Raw genomic sequence first — 15866 nt, forward strand, 5'->3', positions numbered from 1 at the left:
GCTGCTTACTTCCCGTCTCCGAGGGGCTCCGGCGCCGCGGGCGGCTCCAGCACGACCTCGGTGAATGCTCCGCGCGAGATGACCTCACGGCCCTTCCCGCCACGGCTCGTCTTCTCGTAGCGCGCGGTGTTGATGCGCTGCTCGCCGCCGAGGCTCGACTTCACGATCAAGGTGTCGCGATCGTCCTTCGCCGCCTTGATCGCGAGGAGCGCGTCGTCCTTCTCGAGCTTCATGAGGAGCACGCCCTTGCCCGCGCCGGTGAGGTACTTCACCTCCTCGACCTTGCAGAGGAGCGCGCGGCGCTTCTTCGAGACGGCGATCACGGTCTCGTCGCCCCGCACCGTGCCGACGCCGACGATCGTGGCGCCGTCGGAGGTGCGCGCGTAGCGGCGGCCGCTCCGCGTGCTCGGCTCCGCGAACGCCTCGAGCCCGAACGTGAGCGCGTTGCCGTCGGACGACGCCGCGAGCGCGAACGTCTCCGGGTAGTGGTCCTCGTCGCCGGCGAGCGAGCCGGTGACGCGCTTGTCGAGCGAGGCGAGCGCGATGATCGCCTCGCCGTCCTTCATCTTGAAGAGCTTCTGGATCGGCTCGCCGTAGCCCGTGGTCGCGGGGACGTCCGCGATGCGCGCGGTGTACGCGGTGCCGAAGTTCGAGAAGAACACGACCGTCGCCTTCGTCGAGCCGGCGACGACGCCGAGCACGGCGTCGCCCTCGCGGAGGCGCGTCGCGGCCGGGTCCTTGATCTCGCGCTGCCGCTTCACCCAGCCGTCGCGCGTGAGGAGGACGTGGTTGTCCTCCGCGACGATGAGCTCGTCCTCCGAGAACGTCCGCTCCTCGCCGATCTCCGCGATGACCGTGCGGCGCTTGCCGGCCTTGCCGAAGCCCTGCTGGAGGCCCTCGAGCTCGCCGCGGACGAGGCCCCAGATCCCCTTCGACCCCGCCTCCGCGAGGAGCTTCTTGATCTCGCCGCTCCGCTTCTTCTTCGCCTTCAGCTCGTCCTGGATGACGAGGATCTCGAGCTTCGCGAGGCGATAGATCTTCAGCTCGAGGATCGCGTCGGTCTGATCCTCGTCGAGCTTGTACTTCGCCATGATCTTCTTCGCGGCGTCGGCCTTGCCCTCCGACGCGCGGACGATCTTGAGGATCGCGTCGAGCGCGTCGAAGACGGTCGCGAAGCCCTCGAGGATGTGCATCCGCTTCGCGAGCACGCGGAGCTCGTCCTCGAGGCGCTTGGTGACGACCTCGAGGCGGAAGTGGAGGAAGTGCCAGAGCATCGACCCGAGATCGAGGCGCTCGGGGCGGCCGACGTCCGGGTTCTCGGTCGGGACGAGGCAGGTGAGGTTGACCGCGAACGTCGTCTGGAGCGGCGTGTTCTTGTAGAGGTACGCGAGCACCTTCTGCTCGTCGGCCTCCTTCTTCAATTCGAGCTCGATCCGGACGTCGTCGGTCGACACGTCCTTCACGTCGAGGAGGAGCGGCATCTTGCGCTGGAGCACGACCTCCGCGATGCGCTCGACGAGCACGGTCTTGTTCACGGCGTAGGGGATGCTCGTGACTACGATCGTCTTCGACGCGCGCCCCTCGTCGCCCTTCTCCCACGTCGCGCGGACCTTGAGCGAGCCCTGGCCCGTCTCGTAGACCTGCTTGATCTCCTCGCTCGTGGAGACGATCTGCCCGCCGGTCGGGAAGTCGGGCCCCTTGATCGTGCGCGACAGCTCGCGCGCGGAGAGCTTCTTGCCGTCGAGGAGCGCGTCGAGGAGGCGGATCGACGCGGCGCAGACCTCCTCCGGGTTGTGGGGCGGGATGTTCGTCGCCATGCCGACCGCGATGCCGGTCGCGCCGTTGACGAGGAGGTTCGGGAGCTTCGCCGGCAGGACGACGGGCTCGCTCTTCGTGCCGTCGTAGTTCGGGTGCCAGTGGACGGTGCCCTTGTCGAGGTCGGTGAGGAGCTCCGCGCTGATCGGCTGGAGGCGGCACTCCGTGTAGCGCATCGCGGCGGCGGGATCGCCGTCCATCGAGCCGAAGTTGCCGGACCCGTCGACGAGCGGCATCCGCATCGCGAAGGGCTGCGCCATGCGCACGAGCGCTTCGTAGATCGAGCTGTCGCCGTGCGGGTGGTAGCCGCCCATGACGTCGCCGACGACGGTCGCGCACTTGCGGTGCTTCGCGTCCGCGGTCAGGTTCTTGTCCCACATCACGTAGAGGATGCGGCGCTGCACGGGCTTCAAGCCGTCGCGGACGTCGGGCAGCGCGCGGCTCGTGATGACGGAGAGCGCGTAGTTCAGGTACCGCGTCTGCGCGAGGTCGTGCAGCGCGGCGGGCAGCTCCGCGCCTTCACGCGACGACGCGAAGAGATCGACGTCTCCACCTTTTCCACGCTTGCCTCGGCTCTTCTTCGGCGCCGGCTCCGCGCCCTTGCTGCTTTTCTTTTTGGCTGCCACCGTCGCCGGACCCTCACACAACCACTAAACAAGCGTCAAGTTTTGAGACGTACCGCAAGACTGGAACTTTGCGTCAGAGTTGTGCACGGAAGTCCGCGTCTCGATTGAGTTTCTCGGATTGAGCAACATGGCGCGGCGCGCCGTTGCGCGTCATACCGCGATCAAGGCCATGGCGTTCCGAGCAGCACGAGCGACTCTTCTTTTCTCGCGAGAGGGCTCTGCCCTCTCGCGCTCTCCCGCCGGGGGGTTCTCGCGCGAAGACGCGCTCGACGCCCCCGGACCCCCGGAGAGGGGTTGCCCCAAGGAGCAGCCTTCCGTTCGCAGCCTCGATTCGGTCGGCGCCGTGAGCGTCCTTGGAGCGATGGTCGAGCAGCGCCGCCGCTCGCAGCCACCGCCTCCTCCGCTCGATCTCGATCTCGACGACGACGACGACGACGAGGCCTCGCCGGACGAGAGTCAGAAACGCCCCATCGTCGAGAAGAAGTCGATCGGCTTCATCAAGATCCGCTGAGGGGTGTGAGCGAGTGACGGGGCCCCAGAAGCGACCGCGCCAGCGGTTGCGAAGCAACCCGCGTCTTCGCGGGTCGTGTCTGGGGTGGGGGTGTCGGGGGCGAAGCCCCTGACGATGAAATCAGGCGGAGACCGGCGTCGTAGTCAGCGAGCGTGCGCAGCGCGCCGTGGCGCGTTTCCCAGGTGCCGTCGTCGAGGTCGCGCTGCACGGCGGTGACGACGCGGGTGACGACGGCGGGATCCGCGCGCGCGAAGCCTGAGGTCGCTGCGCGCGCCTCGGGGTCGAGCACGCGCTCGGGGTGCGCCCAGAAGGAGCCGAGGTGCCAGTCGATCGTGTCGCGGGGGATGGGTACGACCGAGACGTCGGCCCCGCCGAGGAGCGACACGACGCGGTCGATCGGCGGCATCGTGCGGGCGTCGAGCGCGCCGACCTCGGGGAAGTAGTCCTTCACGAGCCACATCTCGTTCGCGACGGCGGCGTCGTAGGTGAGGATCACGACCGGCCCGCGCGCGACGCGACGGAGCTCGCGGATGCCGGCCTCCTGCTCCGCGTCCCAGTGGTGCACGGTGAGGATCGCCATCGCCGCGTCGACGGAGCGATCGCGGAGCGGGAGCGCTCCCGCCGAGGCGCGGATCGCCGGGACGCGATCGGGTCCGCGCTGCGCCGCCATCGCGTCGCTCGGCTCGATCGCGAGGACGTACCGATCGGCCGGCTCGTACGACCCTGCCCCCGCGCCGACGTTCACGACCGTGCGCGCGTCGCCGAGCGCGGCGTGGATGAGCGCGGCGAGGCGTGGGTCCTCGCGCCGGGTGCGGGCGTAGCCGTGGCCGATCTTGTCGTAGCGGGTCGACGTCATCGTCCCCTGGTCATAGGCTCGTTCGTGATGCCGTCCATCCCGCTCGTGAAGTCCGCGTTCGACTGGGCCTCGATCTGGCACAAGGACCAGAAGCGGAAGTACCCCGACGTCGAGGTGCCGTACGTCAGCCACGTCGCCGGCGTCGCGGCGATCCTCTCGCGCCACGGGTTCGCGGAGGAGGTCGTCGCCGCGGGCGCGCTCCACGACGTGATGGAGGACTGCGGCGTCACCTTCGACGTCCTGAAAGACAAATTCGGCGAAACCGTGGCGACCCTCGTGCGACACGCGAGCGAGGAGGACAAGTCGCTCTCGTGGGAGGAGCGGAAGAAGGCCTACCTCGAGCACTTCGCGAAGAAGCCGTGGGAGGCGCAGGCGATCACGCTCGCGGACAAGATCGACAACTTCCAGTCGATCATCGTCTGCGCGCGCGTGTTCGGCGATCCGTGGAAGATGTTCAAGCGGGGGAAAGACGCGCAGATCGAGCGCTTCGCCGACCTCCGCGCGCGCGCCGAGGCCGCCAAGCCGGGGCACCCGCTCGTCACGGAGTACATCGAGACGTTGAGCGAAGTCGCCGCGGTGTGAGCGTGCGGCATGGTGTACCGTGCCGGCGTGATCCAGCGGCCGAGCGCCATCCTCGCCTTGTTGACGGGGCTGAACCTCCTCAACTACCTCGACCGCCTCGTCCTGTCGGCGGTGTTGCCCAAGCTCATCGAGGAGCTCGGCCTCTCGCAGCTCCAGGGCGGGCTCCTCGCCACCGTCTTCATGGTCGGCTACCTCGCGACGTCGCCGATCTTCGGGATGCTCGGCGACCGCCTCCCGCGAAAGGGCCTCATCGCGATCGGCGTCCTCGTCTGGAGCGCGGCCACCGTCGCCTCGGGCCTCGCCGGCGGGCTGATGGCGCTCCTCGCCGCCCGCGCGCTCGTCGGCATCGGCGAGGCCAGCTACGCGACGCTCGCGCCCACGATCATCGACGACATCACGCCGGCGGAGCGGAAGGGCCGCGCGCTCGCCACGTTCTACCTCGCGACGCCGGTCGGCGGCGCGCTCGGGTACATCATCGGCGGCCAGGTGGCCCACCACTTCGGGTGGCGCGCGGCGTTCTGGGTCGCGGGCGGACCGGGCGTCCTCCTCGCGATCGTGTGCCTCTTCATCCTGGAGCCCGCGCGCAAGCCGCGCGAGGACAAGCCGAACGTCGCGCGCGACTTCGTCACGCTCGCGAAGACGAAGCTCTATCGGCAGTGCGTCCTCGGCTACTGCGCCTACACCGCCGCGATCGGCGCGTTCTCGCACTGGGCCCCGCACTTCCTGGTCCGCCGCTACGGCCTCGGGCTCGACACGGCGAGCACGGTCTTCGGCGCGCTCATCGTCGTCTGCGGCGGCGGCAGCACGATCGTCGGCGGCCGATGGGCGGACCGCGTCGCGAAGGGCATCGCCGATCGGCTCGCGCACGACACGAAGGACCCGGAGAAGCTCTATCGCGAGCAGGGCTACCGCGACGCGACGCCGGAGGAGATCGCGGAGCGCGTCGACCTCGCGCGCCGCGAGCGCGTCCGCGGGCTCCTCAAGATCTGCGGCGTCGGGAGCCTCGTCGGCGCGCCGCTCGCGGCGGGGGCCTTCCTCTCGCCGGCGCCCGCCGTGTTCTTCGCCGTCGTCGCGGTCGCGGTCATGTTCCTCTTCCTCTGCACCTCCCCCGTCAACGCCGTCATCCTCCAGGCCGTCCCGAGCCACCTCCGCGCGAGCGCGATGGCGCTGAGCATCCTCTCGATCCACGTCCTCGGCGACCTCTGGTCCCCTCCCCTCGTCGGCCTCCTCGCCGACAACATGCCGATCCAGCTCGCGATGATGACGCTGCCGCTCGCGATCGCAGCGAGCGCCGCGGTGTGGTGGCCGAAGCGAGACGCTGCACCGGCCCACAAATCATGAGGATCGCGACGAAAAATAGATGGCACCGCCCGTCGGAGCGCCGTTGACCGCACACACCCGGGTCGAGTACTGAGTCTTCCCGGCTTTTCTTACGCGGCGATGGCATTTTTTCTCGAGAAGGCCCGGTGGTTTCTGCGCGGGCTCCTGCTCGCTGCGGCGCTCGGGTCCGCCGTCGCCTTCGTCTGGCTCGCGTCGATCCCGAGCGCGCTCGCGCAGGCGGCCGACGCTGGCGCCGGCGCAGCTCCGCGCGGCGACGCCGGAGCCCCCGCCCCGCGGGCGGCCCCCGACGCCGGCGCCGACGATCTCCTGCCGACCATGGACGACGCCGACGCCGGACCGCCCCCGGCGGCGCCGCCGACGCACGCCGCGGGCCCCGTCATCAACATCCCGCCGAGCGAGGGCGAGAAGGCGGAGGGCACGCCGATCCTCCGGCTCGACATCAGCGGCAACCGCCGCGTCGCGAAGGAGGACATCATCACGTACCTCCGCGAGAAGCCGGGGCACCTCTTCAAGGTCGAGAACCTCGCGAACGACGTGCGCGCGCTCTGGGACTCCGGCTTCTTCGACGACGTCGAGGTCGACATGACGCGCGACGATCGCGGGCTCATCCTGCGCTTTCTCGTCCGCGAGCGCCCCAACATCAAGGCGATCGAGTTCGAGGGCAACAGCGAGCTCGAGGACGACAAGCTGCAGGAGGCGATCGAGCTCAAGGCGAACCAGATCCTGAGCGTCCCGTCCGTGCGCCGCAGCGTGCAGAAGATCAAGGACGCGTACGCGGAGAAGGGCTACTTCCTCGCCGACGTCGACAGCATCGTCCAGCCGCAGCGCGACAACGAGGTCATCGTCAAGTTCAAGATCGCCGAGCACTCGCCGGTCACGGTGCGGCGCATCACCTTCGTCGGCAACCACAACGTCCCCGAGGACGAGCTGCGGTCGATCATGCAGACCGGCCAGCAGAGCATCCTGTCGTTCGGCTCCGGCGGCTCGTACCGCCAGGACGTCTTCGAGCGCGACGTGCTCATGCTGAACGCCCTCTATTACGACAAGGGCTACATGAACGTGCAGATCGGGACACCGCGCGTCATGCTGACGCCCGATCGCGAGGGGATCGAGATCACGCTCCTCGTCCACGAGGGCCCGCGCTTCAAGATCCGCCAGCTCCGCGTCTACGAGCGCGACGCCGACGGCCGCGAGATCGAGCCGCTCGGAGGTAGGAAGGCGCTCCGCCAGCTCGTGAAGGCGAAGAGCGGCGACTACTTCAACCGCGCCGAGCTCGTGAAGGACCTCGGCGCGGTGCGCACGCTCTACCGCGACGCCGGGTACGCGACGGTGGAGGCGGAGCCCGAGTCCGAGCTCGACCCGGTGAAGCGCGAGGTCGACATCATCATCCCGATCCGGCGCGGCCCGCTCGTGCACGTCGAGCGCATCGAGGTGAAGGGGAACACGAAGACGAGGGACAAGGTCCTCCGTCGCGAGATGGAGATCGAGGAGGGCCAGCTCTTCTCGGAGACGAAGCTCGAGGAGTCGAAGCGCCGCTGCGTCGCGCTCGGCTACTTCGAGCGCGTCGACGTCTCGACCGAGCAAGGCTCTACCCCCGAGACGATCAACATCAACTTCGAGGTCACCGAGCGCCCGACCGGCACGTTCCAGGTCGGCGCCGGCTTCTCGAGCATCGAGAACTTCATCGCGACGGCGCAGATCCAGCAGGCGAACCTGTTCGGCAACGGCCAGTCGCTCGCGCTCCAGGCGCAGATCTCCGGCCTCCGCCAGCTCATCAGCATCCGCTTCTTCGAGCCTTACTTCCTCGACTCGGACTGGTCCTCCAGCGTCGAGCTCTACGACAACCTCCTCGTCTTCCCCGACTTCTCGCGCCGCACGCTCGGCGGCGCGCTCACGTTCGGCTACGCGCTCATCCAGCCGTGGCTCCGCCTCGGCGTCACCGCGACGGTGCAGCACGACTCGGTCGACACCGCGAACGTGAACACGTTCTTCGGCTCGACCTCGGGCTTCATCAGCGTCTTCCAGCGCCTGCCGCTCGCGAACCTCTTCAACTCGGGCCGCACGATCTCGCTCCGCCCCGCCCTCACCTACGACACGCGCAACAACCGCCTCTTCCCGTCGAGCGGCGTCTTCGTGCAGGCGTCGACCGAGCTCGCGAGCGCGTACCTCGGCTCGGAGATCCAGTTCCTCCGCAACGAGCTCATCGGCCGCTTCTACTACCCGCTCTTCGGGCAGGGCGAGCAGCCGGGCTCCGGGTTCATCCTGAAGATGAACAACAAGGTCGGCCTCATCACGAGCCCGCTCTCGAACGGCGTCCCGATCTTCGCGCGCTACTTCCTCGGCGGCATCCTCGACGTCCGCGGCTACCGCCTCCGCACGCTCGGCCCGCGCCTCCCGCTCAACGGCTCCCTCGACCCCAACGCGCCGCCGATCCCGAACGGCGCGAACATCGGCGGCAACCTCCAGTACTACTCGAACCTCGAGCTCGAGTTCCCGATCATCGACAAGGTCGGCATCCGCGGCGTCACGTTCATGGACGCCGGCAACACGTGGAACCTCGAGGACCAGTTCTGCCGGACCACGCCCGCCCCGCAGTTCTCCAACCTCGTGTCGCCGTGCTTCTCCGGCGCCTCGCTCACGAACCTCCGCCTCTCGAGCGGCGTCGGCATCCGCTGGTTCTCCCCCCTCGGCCCGCTCCGCTTCGAGTGGGGCTTCCCGCTCAACAAGCTCTCCTACGAAGAGTCGAGCGTCTTCGAGTTCACGATCGGAAACTTCTTCTGATCAGCTCTGTTCTTCGCAGGGCGGGAGCAGGTCGGTGGCGCCGAAGAACTCCTCGACGAGGAGGGTCCACGTCGTGAGGTTCTCGGGCGTCGCGCAGCGGAACGGCGCCTCCGGAGGCTCGCCGCGGAGCGCGGCCTCGTGCTCGCGGAACCAGCGGAGCGCGACGTCGGCGGCGTACTCGCGGACGTCGTCGACGCGCTCGTCGAAGGCGTAGAACGTCCCGCCCTCGACGCGCGTCTCGTCGGGCGCGTACGGCGCGAGGCACGCATCGTCGTTGCCGCACTGCGTGCGGATCGCCGCGTACGTATCGACGAGCGCGCGCACCGACCAGAAGCCGTGCCCTTGATCGTTGAGGTGGAAGAGCTCGTGGAAGAGCGTGGCGGCGACGCCGTCGCGCCCTTGGAAGAGCGGACCCTCGACGTTGTAGGCGACGACGCCGTCGATCGCCCACGCCGACGGGAACGAGCGCGACTCCGTCTTGTAGAAGCGGAGCGCGTACGGCCGCGTGCGGAACATCATCGGCCGCGGCGCCTTGGCCGCGAGCGCCGCGAAGGTGTCCTCGACCGAGCGGAAGCTCTCCACCACCCACTCGAGGTGGCGCCGGTAAGGACCGACCGGCGGCGCCGGCGAGATCGGCAGCTCCCCGAGGTGCCCCGCCTCGACGGTGGGGCTGGTCTCGACCCCGACGACGACGCCGGACCCGTCGAAGAGCGAGCGCGCGAGCTCGAGGCTCGCGGCGTCGTCGCCGTAGCGAAGCTCCAGCGCGCACGACGCGAACTCGATCGTGTCACGCGCGCTGCACTCGGCCCGGCACCGCTCGACGTCGTCGGCGCAGAGCGCATCGAACGCGACCGCGCGCGGCGGCGTATCGAACACCGGCGAGAACGGCGTCCACGGCGTCGGCCGGAAGTCGAACCGCGGATCGTCGACCGGCCGCTCGCTCGCAGGCGCGCTCGGCCGAGAGCGCGTACAGGCAGAGAGCACGACGAAGATGGCAAGCGTCAGGAATCCGAGTCGCAAGACCTGCCCAAGAGAATACGCGATCGATGTCGCAGCGCACCGGACATTGGTATCGTGGGCAGGAGTGACCTCCTGCTGCTCGCCGTGACGATGGAGATGCGTCGTTTCTTCTTCGCGCTGGCGTTCGTCGCGTGCAGCTCTGCGGAGCAGCCGTCCTCGCCTGCCCCGAGCGCGGCGACCTCGACGGACGGTGGCGCGACCGGCGCGTGTCCGCGCGCGGGTGCGCCGGCGCCGATCGCGCCGATCGCGGCCGGCGAGGTCGACGAGGCGTCCGGGATCGCCGCGAGCGCGCTCAACGAAGGCGCGTATTGGGTCCACAACGACTCCGGCGACGCGGCGCGGGCGTTCGCGGTGTCGAGCACGGGTGCGCTCCTCGCGACGTTGACGTTCGACGCCGCCGAGCCCGCGGACATCGAGGACATGGCGATCGAGGACGGGCCGGGCGGGTCGTTCCTCTACTTCGGAGACATCGGCGACAACGCCGTCGCTCGTCCGGCGCTGACGATCCATCGCGTCGCGGAGCCTCGACTGAGCGGCACCGCTCCCGTCACGCTCGACGCGACGTCCGAGAAGATGACCGTGACGTACGGCGACGCCCCGCACGACGCGGAGACGCTGCTCTTCGATCCGATCACGAAGGACCTCCTCATCGTCACGAAGGTCCTGTTCGGGCGGGCGCACGTCCATCGCGTGGGGCCGTTCGTCGCCGGCACGACCGCGACGACGACGCGGATCGCGAGCATCCCTGCCGCGCTCGCGACCGGCGGCGCGATCTCGCGGGACGGGCGGCTCGTCGCGGTGCGTGGCTACGGGACGACGGCGTCGCTCTGGGTGCGCGCGCCCGGCGAGGACCTCGCGACGGCGCTCGCGCGCCCGCCGTGCAGCGTCCCGGTCGCGACCGAGGCGCAAGGCGAGGCGTTCGCGTTCCTGCCGGACGGCGGGGGCTACGTCACCGTCAGCGAGGGCGCCGGCGCGGCGCTGAATCTCGCCCGCTTCGAGTGACGCGACGCTTCCCGCCGCGCCGCGTCCGGTCTAGACGTTCCGTCCCAGATGTCGAACGTGAATCCGCCGATTCCGCCCGGGAATACGCCGCCCGCACCGCCGAGCTCGAACGGTCAGAAGGTCCCCATCTCGATCCAGGACGAGATGCGGACGAGCTACCTCGACTACGCGATGAGCGTCATCGTCGGGCGCGCGATCCCGGACGCCCGCGACGGCCTGAAGCCGGTCCATCGCCGCATCCTCTACGCCGCCTACGAGGCCGGCCTCGTCCCGACATCGCCGTACCGGAAGAGCGCCACCATCGTCGGTGACGTGCTCGGCAAGTACCACCCCCACGGCGACTCCTCGGTCTACGACGCGATGGTGCGCCTCGCGCAGCCGTTCTCGATGCGGTACCTCCTCATCGACGGCCAAGGCAACTACGGCTCCGTCGACGGCGATCCCGCCGCCGCCTACCGCTACACCGAGGCGCGCCTCTCGCGCATCGCGCTCGAGCTCCTCACCGACATCGACAAGGAGTGCGTCGACTGGAACCCGAACTTCGACGACTCGAAGGTCGAGCCCACCGTCCTCCCGTCCCGGATCCCGAACCTCCTCGTCAACGGCTCCGGCGGCATCGCGGTCGGCATGGCGACGAACATCCCGCCCCACAACCTCGGCGAGGTCATCGACGCGACGGTGCACCTCGTCCGCAACCCGCAGTGCCCGATCGACGACCTGATGCGGTTCGTCCCCGGCCCCGACTTCCCGACCGGCGGCCTCATCTTCGGCCGCGGCGGCATCGAGGCGGCGCAGCGCACCGGGCGCGGCAACATCATCATGCGCGCGCGCATGGAGGTGGAGAAGGCGCCGGGCACGAAGGACAAGGAGCAGATCGTCGTCACGGAGATCCCGTATCAGGCGAACAAGGCGAAGATCCACGCGCGCATCGGCGAGCTGATGCGGGAGAAGAAGATCGAGGGCATCAGCGAGGCGCGCGACGAGTCCGATCGCGACGGCATGCGCCTCGTCATCGAGCTGAAGAAGGACGTCGCCCCGCAGATCGTCATCAACCAGCTCTATCGCCTGACCGAGCTCCAGTCCTCGTTCGGCGTCATCAACCTCTCCATCGTCCGCGGCCGCCCCGCGGTCATGAACCTGAAGGAGTCGCTCGAGGTCTTCGTCGAGCACCGCCGCGACGTCGTCACGCGCCGCACGCGCTACGAGCTCCGCGTCGCGGAGGCGTCGCGCGAGATCGTCGAGGGCCTCGGCATGGCCACGACCGAGGTCGACCTCGTCGTGAAGACGATCCGCGCCTCGCGCGACACCGAGACCGCGCGCGTCGAGCTCATGAAGCTCCCGCTCAAGGGCCTCGAGGCGTTCGTCCGCCGCGCCGGCCGCCCCGACGCCGAGATCGAGGCGGCGAAGGCGAAGGGCGACTACTTCCTCTCCGAGCGTCAGGCGAAGGCGATCCTCGACATGCGCCTCGCGAAGCTGACCGGCCTCGAGCAGGAGAAGCTCGCGGCGGAGTACGGCGAGCTCTGCAACGAGATCGCGCGCCTCCGCAACATCCTCGCGAACGAAGGCGTCCTCATGGACGTCATCGTGATGGAGCTCGAGGAGGTGAAGAGCAAGTACGCCGACAAGCGGCGCACCGAGATCGTCGCCAACGACGCCGAGATCGCGGACGAGGACCTGATCCAGGAAGAGGACATGGTCGTCACGATCTCGCACGCGGGGTACGTGAAGCGCACGCACCCGTCCGCGTACCGCGCGCAGAAGCGCGGCGGGAAGGGCAAGATCGGGATGGAGGCGCGGGAGGAGGACTGGGTGACCCAGCTCTTCGTCGCGTCGACCCACGCCTACGTCTTCTTCTTCTCCGACCGCGGCAAGGTCTACGTGAAGAAGGTCTACGAGATCCCGATCGCGCCGCGCACCGCGAAGGGGCGCGCGATCGTGAACTTCGTCGGCATGGAGCCGGGCGAGAAGGTCACCGCCATCGTCGAGGTCCCGAAGATCGAGGCGGGCAAGTACATCGTCACGATCTCGAAGCGCGGCCAGATCAAGAAGACCGAGGTCACCGACTACGAGAACTTCCGCCAGAAGGGCATCATCGGCGTGAAGATCGAGGACGGCGACCACCTCCTCGCGGCGGTCCTCACCGACGGGACGCGCGAGTTCCTCATCGCGACGAAGCAGGGGCAGTCGATCCGCTTCGCGGAGGATCAGGTCCGCGCGATGGGCCGCGGCACGGTCGGCGTGAAGGCGATCGACGTCGGCGACGACGACGAGGTCGTCGGCATGGCGGTCACCGATCCCGAGCGCCAGCACGTCCTCGCGGTCTGCGAGAAGGGCTACGGCAAGCGCACGCTCCTCGAGGAGTTCCGCCAGCAGAACCGCGGCGGCAAGGGCATCATCCTCATCGACGCGAGCGACCGCAACGGCCCCGTCGTCGACGTGAAGTTCGTGAAGGACGGCGACGAGGTCATGCTCATCACCGACAAGGGCCAGACCATCCGCACCACCGTCGCGGAGATCCGCGAGACGGGCCGCAGCGCGCAGGGCGTGAAGATCATGAGCGTCGAGGACGACGAGCGCGTCGTGGCGGTGGAGCGCCTCGCCGAGTCGAGCGCCGACGAGGTCACCGGCGGCCCGAGCGAGCCCCCCGCCGCGGGCGAGGCCACGCCGAGCATGACGCCTCCCCCCGACGCCGACGGCAGCGGCGGCGAGGGCGGCTCGAACGGCAGCCTGAATTAGCCGGAGTCTTGCGGGTTCCACCAGCCCGCGGCGCCGCAGGCGGGGCACGCGAGCACTTGCTCGAAGCTCACCGCGGCGCACGCCCGGCAGGTCTTCCGGCCGAGCGGCGGCGTCGCGGTCGGCGCCTCCGCCGGCGGCAGGACGACCTCGCATCGCGCGCGGACGCGAAACGGGATCAGCGTCTCGGTGTCGGTCCCGAGGACCGCGCGATAGGCGCTCCCTTGCGCCTCGACCTCGATCGCGCCGTCCTCGAGCGGCCCGAACGCGAGCTCGAGCGCGGTGACGTTCTCGAAGTGGGGACCCCAGTAGACGTTCTGATCATGGTCGTCGTCCGCGACCGGGTCGCGCACGCGGAGCCGCGTGCCGGCGAGCTCGGTCCAGTCCGCGACGTCGAGGCGGAGGCGCATCAGCTCGAGCTTCGGCGAGTCCGCGTCCTCCTCGATCGGCTCGGTGTCGATGACGAGCGCCATCTCCCACCGCTCGCCCGGCCCTTCGCGCCGGAAGCCGATCCGCGCGCTCGCGCACGGGAACCGATCGCCGTCGATCTCGAACACCGGCGGAAGGTAGCTCGCCTGACGAGCCCGGTGGAGCCGTCGTTCGCGCCGGTCTATCCTCGCGTGGTGCCGAACGACCGCTCGCATTCGCTCCGCGTGCTCGCGAGCCTGAAGCCGGCGCAGGTCTTCCTCGACGCCTACACGACCACGCGGCTCCCCCAGGACCTCTCCCTCTTCTTCCGCGCGCCCGAGTACTTCTGGTCGTTGACCCCGCCCGACGACTTCACGCTCGTCGCGCTCCTCGACGACGGCGGCGACGAGGTGGTGACGTTCTACGACCCCGCCACGCGCGCGATCGTGACGAAGGACCTGCAGGACTTCGAGAACGACTTCGACCGATTCGCGAGCTGGAACCAGTTCGTCGGCGCGCTCATGCTCAGGATCGCCGAGGGGAGCGTCGCGAGCGCCAACGCCCCACGCATCGCCACCCTCCTCGGCTTCCCCCACCTCGACCGCCTCCTCGCTTTCGCTCGAAGCTCGAACAACGACCCCGCCACCTACGACACCGAACGCCGCCTCTTCCTCGCAACCCTCTAACGACGAGAAGGGCCGTGTCTGGGGTGGGGTGTCGGGGCGAAGCCCCGACGTTGAGTACTCGTGCTCGCCACCGTGTGGCGGGAGTGCATGTCGCGGGGGACTCGTAAGTGCGTGGAACGACGAGATGCGCACGACGGCCCGTGTCTTGCGGTGCCGCTTCTCGTCACCCACTTTCGAAGGAAACCAATAGTCATGAAGAACATCGTTCTCTCGATGATCGCCCTCGCGGGGCTGACTGCCGCGTGCGGCGGAAGCTTCCCCCAGCCCACCGAACGTCTCGCGTCGACGGAGGCGGCGATCCGGAGCGCGAGGGAGCTCGGCGCCCAGAACGATCCGCAGGCGTCCCTCCACGTGAAGCTCGCCGACGAGCAGGTCGCGCAGGCCAAGAACCTCATCAAGGACGACGAGAACAAGCGCGCCGACCTCGTCTTGCAGCGCGCGAGCGCCGACGCCGAGCTCGCCGTGATGATCACCCGCGAGCGCGCGGCCAAGAGCTCGGCCGCCACCGCGCGCGAAACCCTCGACGCGCAGAAGAACGGAAAGTGAGAGGACCCATCATGCGTACGATCCAGACTTCGATCCTCCTCGGCGCCGCCCTCACCGCGCTCGCCGCCGCCGGCTGCAGCCGCTCGATCCCGCCGAAGGAGCTCGCCGACGCGCGCACGCAGTACCAGATGACCTCGCAAGGCGTCGCCCAGCAGGAGACCCCGGCGCAGGTCCACAACGCCAAGGTCGCGCTCGACCAGGCCGAGAACGCCTTCTCCGAGGACGGCGACAAGCCGTGGGTGAAAGACAAGGCTTACGTCGCGCTCCGCAAGGCGCAGCTCGCCGACGTCATGGCCCAGGTCCAGCTCGCGAACAAGGCGAAGACCCAGGCCGACCTCGAGGCGCAGAAGCTCCAGGCGCAGCAGCTCCAGAGCGCGCAGGGCATGCTCCAGAACAGCCAGAACCAGCTCGCCAAGACGCAGGACCAGCTCGACCGCGAGAAGGCGGCGCGCGCGGAGGCCGAGCGCAAGGCGGCGCAGGCGCTCGCGGACCTCCAGAAGATCGCGAGCGTGAAGCAAGAGACGCGCGGCATGGTCATCACCCTGTCGGGCTCGGTCCTCTTCGAGACCGACAAGTCCGCGCTCCTCCCCGCCGCGACGGTGAAGGTCAACGAGGTCGCCGACGCGCTCATCAAGGGCAACCCCGACGCGAACATCACGATCGAGGGGCACACCGACTCGCAGGGCTCGCGCGACCACAACATGGTCCTCTCGCAGCAGCGCGCCGAGTCGGTGAAGGCCGCCCTCGTCGCGCGCGGCGTCGCCGCGGACCGCATCAAGACGGTCGGCGTCGGCCCGGACCGCCCCCTCGCCGACAACAAGTCGACCGAGGGCCGCGCGAACAACCGGCGCGTCGAGATCATCGTCGACCCGAACAGCAGCAACCCGTCGAGCACCACCGTGCGCTGACGCCGGCGCTGCCCCAAGCCGCCGAGCGCCGAGAGGTCCCAACCTCTCGGC

Annotated in this window: 13 protein-coding genes; 9 read left to right on the forward strand and 4 right to left on the reverse strand. The window is 69.2% G+C overall.

Annotated features, from left to right (window positions below):
* Positions 1–5: 5 nt before the first annotated feature.
* A complete protein-coding gene (locus tag KF837_30535) occupies positions 6–2441 on the reverse strand; it encodes a DNA topoisomerase 4 subunit A (GenBank protein MBX3231701.1) in 2436 nt (811 codons plus the stop codon).
* Between the two features lie 343 nt (positions 2442–2784).
* On the opposite strand from KF837_30535, the gene KF837_30540 reads away from it, so the two are divergent.
* Positions 2785–2952: a hypothetical protein gene (locus KF837_30540; protein ID MBX3231702.1), complete on the forward strand. Its 168-nt coding sequence runs from the start codon at positions 2785–2787 to the stop codon at positions 2950–2952.
* On the opposite strand, the gene KF837_30545 is transcribed toward KF837_30540, so the two are convergent.
* Complete coding sequence (locus KF837_30545; GenBank protein MBX3231703.1) at positions 2939–3808, reverse strand: class I SAM-dependent methyltransferase; 870 nt, start codon at positions 3806–3808, stop codon at positions 2939–2941. The two genes, KF837_30540 and KF837_30545, sit on opposite strands and share 14 nt — an antisense overlap.
* Before the next feature lie 27 nt (positions 3809–3835).
* Between KF837_30545 and KF837_30550 the strand changes: the two genes are divergently transcribed.
* From KF837_30550 to bamA, 3 genes are all read left to right on the forward strand, one after another.
* Positions 3836–4390 carry an HD domain-containing protein gene (locus KF837_30550; protein ID MBX3231704.1) on the forward strand — a complete coding sequence of 185 codons (555 nt, stop codon included), beginning with the start codon at positions 3836–3838 and terminating at the stop codon, positions 4388–4390.
* Between the two features lie 27 nt (positions 4391–4417).
* The gene (locus KF837_30555; GenBank protein ID MBX3231705.1) at positions 4418–5731 is read left to right on the forward strand and encodes an MFS transporter; all 1314 of its coding nucleotides are present in this window, start codon (positions 4418–4420) and stop codon (positions 5729–5731) included.
* Positions 5732–6115: 384 nt separating this feature from the next.
* Positions 6116–8512, forward strand: coding sequence for an outer membrane protein assembly factor BamA (bamA, locus tag KF837_30560; GenBank protein ID MBX3231706.1), 2397 nt, complete (start codon positions 6116–6118; stop codon positions 8510–8512).
* On the opposite strand, the gene KF837_30565 is transcribed toward bamA, so the two are convergent.
* Positions 8513–9496 (reverse strand): hypothetical protein, encoded by a 984-nt coding sequence (locus tag KF837_30565; protein ID MBX3231707.1) that lies wholly within the window; start codon positions 9494–9496, stop codon positions 8513–8515.
* Between the two features lie 126 nt (positions 9497–9622).
* Between KF837_30565 and KF837_30570 the strand changes: the two genes are divergently transcribed.
* Together KF837_30570 and gyrA are read left to right on the forward strand one after the other, a co-directional pair.
* Entirely contained in the window at positions 9623–10534 is a 912-nt protein-coding gene (locus tag KF837_30570; protein MBX3231708.1) for a hypothetical protein, read from the forward strand.
* A 48-nt stretch (positions 10535–10582) separates the two neighbouring features.
* Positions 10583–13270 (forward strand): DNA gyrase subunit A, encoded by a 2688-nt coding sequence (gyrA, locus tag KF837_30575; protein ID MBX3231709.1) that lies wholly within the window; start codon positions 10583–10585, stop codon positions 13268–13270.
* Here gyrA and KF837_30580 read toward each other — a convergent pair.
* Positions 13267–13824 carry a hypothetical protein gene (locus tag KF837_30580; protein ID MBX3231710.1) on the reverse strand — a complete coding sequence of 186 codons (558 nt, stop codon included), beginning with the start codon at positions 13822–13824 and terminating at the stop codon, positions 13267–13269. The genes gyrA and KF837_30580 overlap by 4 nt on opposite strands.
* Before the next feature lie 66 nt (positions 13825–13890).
* On the opposite strand from KF837_30580, the gene KF837_30585 reads away from it, so the two are divergent.
* From KF837_30585 to KF837_30595, 3 genes are all read left to right on the forward strand, one after another.
* A complete protein-coding gene (locus KF837_30585; GenBank protein MBX3231711.1) occupies positions 13891–14361 on the forward strand; it encodes a hypothetical protein in 471 nt (156 codons plus the stop codon).
* A 213-nt stretch (positions 14362–14574) separates the two neighbouring features.
* Positions 14575–14907, forward strand: coding sequence for a DUF4398 domain-containing protein (locus tag KF837_30590; protein ID MBX3231712.1), 333 nt, complete (start codon positions 14575–14577; stop codon positions 14905–14907).
* A gap of 11 nt (positions 14908–14918) precedes the next feature.
* Positions 14919–15815, forward strand: a complete 897-nt coding sequence (locus KF837_30595; GenBank protein ID MBX3231713.1) for a DUF4398 and OmpA-like domain-containing protein — start codon at positions 14919–14921, stop codon at positions 15813–15815.
* The last annotated feature ends 51 nt before the right edge of the window (positions 15816–15866 follow it).

Source organism: Labilithrix sp., assembly GCA_019637155.1.
Lineage (GTDB): Bacteria > Myxococcota_A > Polyangia > Polyangiales > Polyangiaceae > Labilithrix.